General features: G+C 56.9%; 5 protein-coding genes. 2 read left to right on the top strand and 3 right to left on the bottom strand.

The window, feature by feature from the left end; genetic code table 11:
• Nucleotides 1-37: 37 nt before the first annotated feature.
• Both PMI23_RS20840 and PMI23_RS20835 read right to left on the bottom strand, forming a co-directional pair.
• Nucleotides 38-313 (bottom strand): peptidylprolyl isomerase, encoded by a 276-nt coding sequence (locus tag PMI23_RS20840; RefSeq protein WP_007912322.1) that lies wholly within the window; start codon nt 311-313, stop codon nt 38-40.
• Nucleotides 314-364: 51 nt separating this feature from the next.
• Nucleotides 365-2,902 (bottom strand): PAS domain-containing hybrid sensor histidine kinase/response regulator, encoded by a 2,538-nt coding sequence (locus tag PMI23_RS20835; protein WP_007912321.1) that lies wholly within the window; start codon nt 2,900-2,902, stop codon nt 365-367.
• Nucleotides 2,903-3,015: 113 nt separating this feature from the next.
• Between PMI23_RS20835 and PMI23_RS20830 the strand changes: the two genes are divergently transcribed.
• Nucleotides 3,016-4,125, top strand: coding sequence for a PilT/PilU family type 4a pilus ATPase (locus PMI23_RS20830; RefSeq protein WP_007912320.1), 1,110 nt, complete (start codon nt 3,016-3,018; stop codon nt 4,123-4,125).
• 120 nt (nt 4,126-4,245) lie between these two features.
• Nucleotides 4,246-8,094 (top strand): hypothetical protein, encoded by a 3,849-nt coding sequence (locus tag PMI23_RS20825; protein WP_007912319.1) that lies wholly within the window; start codon nt 4,246-4,248, stop codon nt 8,092-8,094.
• Between the two features lie 23 nt (nt 8,095-8,117).
• Here PMI23_RS20825 and PMI23_RS20820 read toward each other — a convergent pair whose 3' ends face one another.
• Nucleotides 8,118-10,073: an acetoacetate--CoA ligase gene (locus PMI23_RS20820; protein WP_007912318.1), complete on the bottom strand. Its 1,956-nt coding sequence runs from the start codon at nt 10,071-10,073 to the stop codon at nt 8,118-8,120.
• Nucleotides 10,074-10,180: the final 107 nt, after the last annotated feature.

The following is a 10,180-nucleotide window of genomic DNA, read 5'->3' as shown; positions in this document are numbered from 1 at the left end:
ACTCGACAGCTCCTACACAGCTCCTGTGAGGAAAGTATTAATCCCGGTAAAACACCTGCACCAGGTGATAGCCGAACTTGCTCTTGATCGGCCCATGCACAGTGCGCAGCGGTTTCTTGAAAATCACCGCATCAATCGCTCCGACCATCTGCCCCGGCCGCACTTCACCCAGATCGCCGCCGCGCTTGCCGGACGGGCAGGTCGAAAATTTCTTCGCCAGCACATCAAACGCTTCACCCTTGGCGATGCGTTGTTTGAGCTGTTCGGCCTCTTCGGCGGTTTTCACCAGAATGTGGCGGGCTTGGGCTTTCATCGTGCGGTACCTGATAACGGGGTGACGGCGGGGCGCGGATTATGCCTCAAGTCACGGGGTTTGGCTGATCATCGTGCGGATCTTGCTGGCCAGCAGCTCAATGGCAAACGGTTTGGCGACCATGTCCATGCCGTCCTCGAGAAACCCCTGCCGCTCGGCGGCTTTCTGTGCGTAGCCGGTCATGAACAGCACCTTGAGGCCCGGCCGATGCTGACGGGCAATCTCCGCCAACTGTCGGCCGTTCATGCCTGGCAGGCCGACGTCGGTGACCAGCAGGTCCACGCGCAGATCGGATTCGAGCAGGGGCAGGGCGGTCTTGGCGTCTTCGGCTTCGTGGGCCTGATAACCCAGCTCCCGGAGCAGATCGAGCACCAGCATGCGCACCGCCGGGTCATCTTCGACGACCACCACGGTTTCACCGGTCGCCGTCGTCGGCGCTTGTTTTACTGGCACGATAGCCGGCTGTTCCGGTTCGATGCCGTACAACCGCGGCAAGTACAAGCGCACACACGTGCCCTGGCCTGGCAGGCTGTCGAGGCTGACATGCCCACCTGATTGCTGGGCAAAACCATAAATCATCGACAGGCCCAGCCCGGTGCCTTGACCAATAGGCTTGGTGGTGAAAAACGGATCGAAGGCCTTGGAACGTACGGACGGCGTCATGCCGGTGCCGTTGTCGCTGACCGCCAGCATCAGGTAATCGCCAGCCTTGACCGGTTCGAGCGTGGTGATATCGCTGCCGTCGAGATAGACGTTGGCCGTCTCAATCAACAACTCGCCGCCATCGGGCATGGCATCGCGGGCATTGATGACCAGGTTGAGCAGGGCGTTTTCCAATTGGCTGACGTCGGTGCTGACCGGCCACACGTTCTCGGCCAGACGCAGGGTGAGTTCGATCGGGTCGCCCTTGGTCCGACGGATCAGGTCTTCCAGCGAATGCACCAGTTCATTGACGTTCAGGGTTTTGCGATCCAGCGACTGGCGCCGCGAAAATGCCAACAGGCGATGGGTCAATGCTGCCGCACGGTTGGCCGATGACACCGCCGCTTCGGTAAAACGACCAATCTCGTCGGCCCGGCCGTTGGCGATGTAGCGCTGCATCAAATCGAGGCTGCCGATAATGCCGGTGAGCATGTTATTGAAGTCGTGGGCGATACCGCCGGTGAGCTGACCGACCGCCTCCATCTTCTGCGCGTGACGCAAGGCATCTTCGGCGCGCTCGCGTTCGAACATCTCGTTCTGCAAACGCTGGTTGGCCTGAGCCAATTGTTCGGTACGGGCGCTGACCCGTTCTTCCAGGGTTTCGTTGAGATTGCGCAAGGCTTCTTCGGTTTTCTTGCGCTCGGTCTCATCGATCACAAAGATATAGAAACCACTGATCGCGCCGTCGGCGGCGTAACGCGGCAAGTAATTCATCAGCGCGTGGCGATTACTGCCATCACGGTGCGGGGTGTACAGACTGAACGAACACGGTCTGCCAGCCAGCGCTTCGGCAATGTAGGGCAGGCGCAGGAAGTAGGCTTCTTCACCGATGACTTCGCGAATGGTGCGGCCGTAGAGTTCCTGTGGCGTGAGGCCGTACCAGTCCAGATAGGCCGCGTTGTTCAGGCGAAAGCGCTCTTCACAGTCGACATAACTGATCAGGATCGGCATGGCGTTGATGATCAACTGCAGTTCTGTCTGGCTCTGGCGCAGCGCCTGTTCGGTGTGTTTGCGCTCGGTCAGGTCCAGCGCCGCACCGAGGAAGCGCATGGGCCTGCCGTGGTGATCCTTGTAGCAACGCCCGCGGGCGAACACCCAGCGCACCTCGCCATCGCCTTGCTGCAAGCGATATTCCTCAGCGTATTCGGTGCCGTGGGTGATGCAGTGTTTGATGCTGCGCGCAATCATGGCGCGGTCTTCAGGGTGCACGCCTTGCAAGTAATCGCTGATCGGCAACTGTCCGGCGAGGCTGGGATCGACGCCATGCAATTGGGCGAAATGCGCGTCGGCGATAAAGCGGTCTTCACCGATGTCCCAATCCCAGGTGCCAACGGCATCAGTTGCGGCCAACGCCATTTGCAGGCGCTCTTCGGTTTCCCGTTGAGCCTTGAGGCTTTCCTCGGAGCGTCGCTGCAGTTCCAGAGCGATGCGTCGGCGTTCGTTGGTTTCGATGGCGGTGACCAGAATCCCGGCGACTTGCGCGGTTTCATCGCGGATCGGACTGTAGGTCAAATCCAGCCAGAAGTCGGACTCTTGGCCTTCGCGCTGCAGGGTGAAGCGTCTTTCGCTGTAGGTGCGAACCTGGCCTTGTAGGACGGCGCTGTAAATCGGGTCGGTAAAGTCGCGAAGTTCTGGCCAGATCTGGTGTGCAGGCTGTCCGAAAGCTTGCGGATGCTTGTGACCGGCGAGCAGGGCGAAACCATTGTTGTAGATCTGCGTGAGTTGCGGGCCCCACAACAACAGCATCGGCATCGGCGAGTGAATCACGATGTCCACCGCGGTGCGCAGGCTTTGCGGCCAGTTGCCGGCAGCGCCCAAAGGGCTGCGGCTCCAGTCGGTGCGGGCGATCAGTGCCTGGGCGTCGTCGTTGTTCGGTACAGCATTCATTACATCAGTCCTGAGCGTGGTTCGGTGAGGCGACGTCTATCATTGTTGCAGTTGATCTGCGCCAGGCGTAGTTCATTGTCTGTTCATTGAATGCTTCGCGGGTGTTTTTTGCCATGGAAATCGATGCACTGTTGTCAGTTTTGTCCAATAAAAACGGTTCGGATCTGTTCCTGTCAACGGGAGCACCGCCCAGTGCGCGCGTCGACGGCGTGCTCACGGCGTTGAGCGAACGACCTTTCAAAAACGGTGAAACGGCCGCCATCGCAGCCTCCCTGATGGACGCCGAGCAACGACGGGAGTTCGACCGGGATCTGGAAATGAACCTGGCGATTTCGCGAACGGGCATTGGCCGCTTTCGCGTCAATATCTTCAAACAGCGCAACGATGTATCGATCGTCATTCGCAACGTCAAACTCGACATTCCGCGTTTCGCTGATCTGAAACTGCCAGCGGTACTGCTCGAAACCGTCATGCTCAAGCAGGGGCTGATTCTGTTTGTCGGTGCCACCGATTCCGGCAAATCGACGTCGCTGGCTGCGCTGATCGACCACCGCAATCGCCACAGCAGCGGGCACATCATCACCATCGAGGATCCGATCGAGTACATCCATCGCCACCAGCGTTCGATCATCAATCAACGGGAAGTCGGGGTCGATACGCGCAGTTTCCACGCCGCCCTGAAAAACACCCTGCGTCAGGCACCGGATGTGGTGCTGATCGGCGAAATCCGTGACCGCGAAACCATGGAACATGCGCTGGCATTCGCCGATACCGGGCATTTAGTGCTCTCGACGTTGCACGCTATTAACGCCAATCAGGCGCTCGACCGGATTATCAATATGTTCCCGCAAGAGCGACGACCGCAGTTGTTGCAGACGTTGGGCAATAATCTGAAAGCCTGTGTTTCCCAACGACTGGTGCGCACGGTTGACGGGCAGAGACGGGCAGCTGTGGAAGTCATGCTGGGAACGCCGACTGTCAGAGATCTGATACATCGTAATGAATTAGGCGAGCTTAAAACGATCATGGAAAAATCCGTGGCGCAGGGTATGCAGACGTTTGATCAATCATTGTTCGATTTGTTTGAGAGTCATGTTGTTAACGAAGAGGAGGTGATGAAACATGCCGACTCTGGAACCAATCTGAAGCTGAAGATCAAGCTGAAAGTTGAGGGTGGGAGTGGCGCGGGCGACGGGAGTGATGGTTGGGGTTTATTGGAGTAGTTATTGTTTTTTGAATTGCTTACATACGAACTTATAAATGTTTGATGGCGTCTTTGACGATGAGTAGGGTTAACTTTGCTTGCTCAGCTAGAGCGTATCTATATTTATAAGGAAGCCGTGATGTTGTCTGAAAGTTCAGGGAAGTTATTCAAGTCTTACAGCGTTGCCCATCAAGAGCAGCAGCGCCGACAAGCGATTGACGCTGAAGAGCGAGAGGCCGTACTTGCTCAGTTGCGCGATGCAGTCAAAGAGCAAGGCGTTGATCCGGTTTATAGCTGGCAGGGCTACGCCGTTGATGTGCAGGCGGGATCGTCTTTTCATGAGGTTTTTAATCCTGGGCGCGTGCTCTGGAGCAAATTGCTCGACAACGAGCGGATTATGAGTGAGCTACGTCGCCATCGTGCGCTTAATACCGTCTTGGTCAGAGTAAATGAAAACGGTGGGGTCGAAGTCTTTCGAAAGGAAACCGGGAAATGGCATGAAGTGGATATCGACAATATCCCCCATCGTACCCGCCTTTATCAAAATGTTCTGCTGGTCGGTGATATCGCCAGGCAGGCTTGTGGATATATCTACGACGCCGATGACATCAACATTGATCAATGGCTAAAGTTCCACAATTTGCCCGTCCCGCAAACCTTGGTGCAAACCCAGAATCTGATCGGTTACTTCGAATTCAATCCGCAGGTGGATTCGCTCGGCAATTTCTGGGAATTGCTGGATGCAGAAGATCATTCGCTGATCGTGCTGTCTGCCGAACAATGCCGCGCCATACGTTCGGTAACAACGCAACTGGTAGGAGCAGGCCAAAAGCTATTGGACGTTCTGCACCGTAATACCGGACAAACATCCGTCACCGCAGAGAATGCTGACGGATGGATTGTGCGTGTACTTAGCCATGACTATGCGCGTGATCTGGCCACGGCTTATCTGCAAAAACTGCAGTGGCTGGGTTCGCAGGCGGGAGAGATACCATCAAATCGTGGTCTCGCCAAGTTGTTGGTAACTGCCCTGTTGCTGGATATCGACCCATCGATTGGCGGTAACTCCGTTCGCAAGTCCATCGCAGGCCTGCAGCTTTATGCCCCGAGCAATGTCGGCCGCCAGGCCTCCGTTATTTGCCAGGAGCTACGGGCCTTTTTGGTAGCCAAACAAATGGCATCGGCCGGTTTGGCAGCCGTTGCTGCGCACTTGTTGCTGACGGGCATTGCTCCGGAGTTTATGGTCAAGGGTATTCCGTCTTCGCTACTGATGGGGTCGGTGGAATGGATGAGTTATTGCCGCGCCGTCGTCTTGGCCGAGTCTGTGAGAAAGGGCGCTGCGCGGGTGATGAGCTATGCGCAAATAGTCGCCTATGGCGAACTGGAGCCACTGGGTGAGGCGCAGATACACCTGCGTGATATGGCAATGATCGGCCCGATGATCGACTGGGCATTGATCAATGATGTGGTGACGTCGTCTGAATTGGCGAATAAGGAAAAGGCCACCACAGAGCGTGCGCTGTCTGCATTCCAGGAGTATGCAGACAACTTCGTTTCGCGCTTCGGGCGGCTGCCGGACAGACGTCTGATCGCAAAAGAAGCGCTGGAAGATGCCGCGCCGTTGTGTGACTTTCTGGAAGAAAAAGTACTTCACCAGCATCCGGGCCTCGGCGCGTCTCCGACGGCCGCCTGCATGATCGATTTGCATATGTCCGGCGATCTGTCTGGAGGGGCTTGGGATCGGCCGGAAATCTTCCCGGATAACGTCTACTCCAATATTCCTTCCTTGCATGCTGGTGTAACCAACTACGAACGGCCCAAACGTCATGACCCTTCGGTTGCGGGTATCCACGAAGAATTTCCACGGCTACGTCGCCTGCGCCCGAATGACCAAGAGTTTCATCGCCAGTTGCGGGTCTATCTGGAAAACCTCAATCGCTCGTTGGTTGCCACGGTGAAACTGGCGCTTTCCAACATGCCTCATAGGGATCTGCAGGCCTTTCTGACAGGCACTGTCACCTTCTTTACCTTCCGCGACCGTGCGATTGAGACTTCGTCGTTTCGAGCCGCCGGACCTTTTACCTTTGAGGTGGACTATGAAACACGCCAAGGCAAGGATGCTGCCACCGGGCGTTTCGGACTATTGATGTGCGTGTCAAATGGTGCGGAGCTGACTGCCTATGAGCTGTTTACGTTGCGGGGCGAACTGGTAAAGAATAATCAGCTTGGTAATGAACTGGTCAGCAGAGGCTTGTTCCAGAAACCCGCCAGACTGGATTTTAAGGGTGATCTGAAGAAACAAGACGAGCCCGTCGCTAAAACGTCTTTCAATATTGATTTCTCCAAGTACTTACATGGCGATTCTCCAGACTTCAGTTCAGGATCTGGTCAGGCCATCGCTGAAAAACTGGGCGTGCTGAGCGCTGCTGCCAATCCGATCCAGCTGGACAAGAGTGTTTACAAGAACTTCAGCAATCCACAACTTGTGCGCCTGGCCGACTTCATCATCAATCATCATCCTGTCATCAAGTTTGAAGAACTGGTAGCGGCGGCCACCGAGCCAACGGAACTCGAAGCAGAGCGGGCCAAAGGCGAGAAAATCGCCACTTACTTCGTTGATCTGGCCGTGCCTTTCAAAAAATGTATCGAGGACATATCAACGGGTGAGCACAATCGAGTCGTAGACGGGATCTACGGTTGCCTCATGGATGCCATTGCTTTGGGCGGCGCATTCTATGGCGCCGGTGTCAAAGCCTTGAGCATTTCCGCCAAGGCAATCTCTGCGGCCGGCAAAGCCGCGCGCGTGACCAAACTAGTGGTGGCAACCTCCGTATCGGCTTTCAATCCGGTGGATGGAGTACCCACGGCGGTGTACGGCGTCGGCAAACTCGTTCACAAGGGATTACTGCGATTCAGCAAGCCTACGCTGGAACTGTTGGGACTGGCCAAATCTCAATTGACCACGTTGCACGGCGGTAATAAAGGCAAGCACCTGATCCGCTCAGCGGATAATGCTTCAATAGCGCATGGTACCTGGCGGCCGAATGCTTCAGCTTCGGACACGCTCACGGTGCTGGCGGCGCGCAATAACTACAAGTGGTATGCACTGGATAGTTTGGGCAAGCCCTGGGGGCCGGCTCTGGGTCATTTCAACTTTACTGCGTCACTTCGGTTGCCGCGTGCCAATCACACCTTGCCCGTCAGTTATACACGACTGTTCGTCGAGCAAAGCTTGCCCCGGGCACGGGCAAAAATAGAAAGTGCAATCGGTGTGTTGACCAGCCATGACTACCGGGCTGAGCGCGATGCGCTGATAAAAATATTGATGGGCCAGACCTCCAGCGATGCGGCGAATCGTGTGTTGGATTATCTGCGGTTGGTCAGGGCGGATTTTGCCGGCGTTTCCATGAGCAACTTCTTTCTCGATCCGCTCAAGGAGACGAACGACGTCGCTGAGTTTGATGTGCAGGCCTACCAGCAATGGAAGCGCGCCGGTGGGCAGAGTCCGATTCCGTTCATCCAGATCAATACACCCAATATCAATCGACAGTTCATCGATAAGGGCATGAACCACGACGTAGTAGCGGATGATGTGATTCACGAGTTATTTCATGGGGTCGTACAGAACAATGATGTCGGTTATGCCCTGGATGTCGATGGCGTTACCAAGGGTGGGCAACAACTGGACGTGGCTGCACTGCTTAATCTTGCCTTGGGGCGACTGGCGGTTGCAGATGCCAGCAACGTCTTTCACCCAAGTACCAAAGCCTTTGAAAACGCCGATTCTCTGGCAGTGCTCACCTCGCTCCTCAGCCAGATGAGCACCGATAAAGTGACGTTTGAAAGCAATCTGCGAGTACTTCGCGCAGCCGTTGACAACAATGTCGAGGGCACGATTATCGGACCTGTATTGATCAAACTGAACGCCACATCTCCACACGATCTGACTGATCCGCCCCTGGCAGATGGCTGGGTCAGACCGGTGTAGTCATCTGGCGCAAATCTGTTGTACTAGATCTCCAGCTCCGGCCGATCCCGAAACTGCTCCAGCGCTTCGGGATTGGCCAGCGCATCGGTGTTCTTCACTGGCCGTCCATGCACCACTTCACGTACGGCCAGTTCGACAATCTTGCCGCTGATGGTGCGCGGAATGTCCGTCACCGCAACGATCTTCGCCGGCACGTGCCTTGGGGTGGTATTGGCGCGGATCACCTGGCGGATGCGTTGTTCCAGCGCCTCATCCAGCGCTAACCCTTCACGCAACCTGACAAACAGCACAACCCGCACATCATCCTGCCACTGCTGACCGATGGCGACGCTGTCCAGCACTTCGGCGACTTTCTCGACCTGGCGATAAATCTCTGCCGTGCCAATGCGCACGCCTCCCGGATTGAGCACGGCGTCGGAGCGGCCATGGATCAGCATCCCGCCGTGCGGCCGTTGCTCGGCGTAATCGCCTTGTGCCCAGACGCCCGGAAAGAGGCTGAAATACGATTGCCGCAGTTTCGTTCCGTCGGGGTCATTCCACAGACCGATCGGCATGGCCGGAAAGTGCCGGATGCAGACCAGTTCGCCTTTTTCGCCAATCACCGGTTGGCCGGCGTCATTCCAGACTTCCACCGCCATGCCCAGGCTCTTGCCCATGATCTCGCCGCGCCGCACCGAGGACAGTGGATTGGCGTTGACGAAGCACGAAACGATATCGGTGCCGCCTGACATCGACGCCAGGCACACATCCGGTTTGAAGTCGCGATAGACGAAATCGTAGCTTTGCGGCGATAACGCCGATCCGGTGCACAGCAGCGTCTTCAGGCTACCGAGGTCATGACTTTCACGGGGTTTCGCACCGCTGCTTTCCAGGGTGGCGAGGAACTTGGGGCTGGTGCCGAACACGCTGATGCGTTCGTCGTCGATCAAATCGAGCAAACGCTGGTTGTCCGGGTGAAACGGCGAGCCGTCGTAGAGCACCACGGCGCTGCCGACCGCGAGCGCCGAAACCAGCCAGTTCCACATCATCCAGCCGCAGGTGGTGTAGTAGAAAAGTCGATCGCCCGGGCCGAGATCGCAATGCAGGCCGTGTTCCTTGACGTGTTGCAGCAGTACGCCGCCGGTGCTGTGGACGATGCATTTCGGCACGCCAGTGGTGCCGCTGGAATACAACACGTACAGCGGATGACTGAACGGCACCGGGACAAAATCCGCTTCGCCGCCGGCTTGATAGAAGTCATCCCACAAGGTCACTTCGGCGTGAGTCCGGTAAGTCTCGACGTGGACGTGCGGCTGGGCATAAGGCACGATGATCAACTGCCTTAACGTTGGCAGTTGCTCGAGTATTCCGTTGATCTTGTCAGTCTGGTCGATGGTTTTGCCGGCATAGCGATAACCGGCGCAGGTGAGCAGCACCTTGGGTTCGACCTGGCCGAAACGATCAATCACGCCGTGGGTGCCGAAATCCGGCGAGGAGCACGACCAGATCGCGCCGAGGCAGGTGGTGGCCAGCATCGCCACTAGCGTCTGCCAGGTATTCGGCATGCACGCGGCGACACGATCACCGATACCGACGCCGGCGGCCTGCAAACTGGCCTGAAATCCGGCGACATGCTCGGCGAGTTCGGCCCAGGTCAATTGCTCGCGCTGACCGTTCTCCGCCACGCTGATCACCGCCACTGCATCGTCACGCCGGCGCAGCAGGTGTTCGGCGAAGTTCAGCGTGGCGCCGGGAAACCAATCGGCGTCGGGCATGTTTGGGCCTTCGCGCAGCACCGCATCGGGCTGAGTGTGGAAGCGGATATCGAAGAAATCGACAATCGCCTGCCAGAACGCAGCGCGCTGCTCGACGCTCCATTGGTGCAGGGCAGGGTAGTCGTCGAGTTTCAGCGAGTGCCGTTGGTTCACGGCACGGCGGAAGGTGTCCATGCGCGATTGGGCGATACGGTTGGCATTGGGTTGCCAGAGGATGTCGGACATTGTTTGCCTCTTGTTATCGGATTACAAAAATTCCCCTGTAGGAGTGAGCCTGCTCGCGATGGCGGTTTGTCAGCTAACTGTTACGGGGCTGACACACCGCTATCGCG

Origin of the sequence: Pseudomonas sp. GM24, assembly GCF_000282235.1 — a bacterium.
GTDB lineage: Bacteria > Pseudomonadota > Gammaproteobacteria > Pseudomonadales > Pseudomonadaceae > Aquipseudomonas.
The sequence above is the reverse complement of the archived record's forward strand: the minus strand, read 5'-3'. Positions and strand labels throughout refer to the sequence as shown.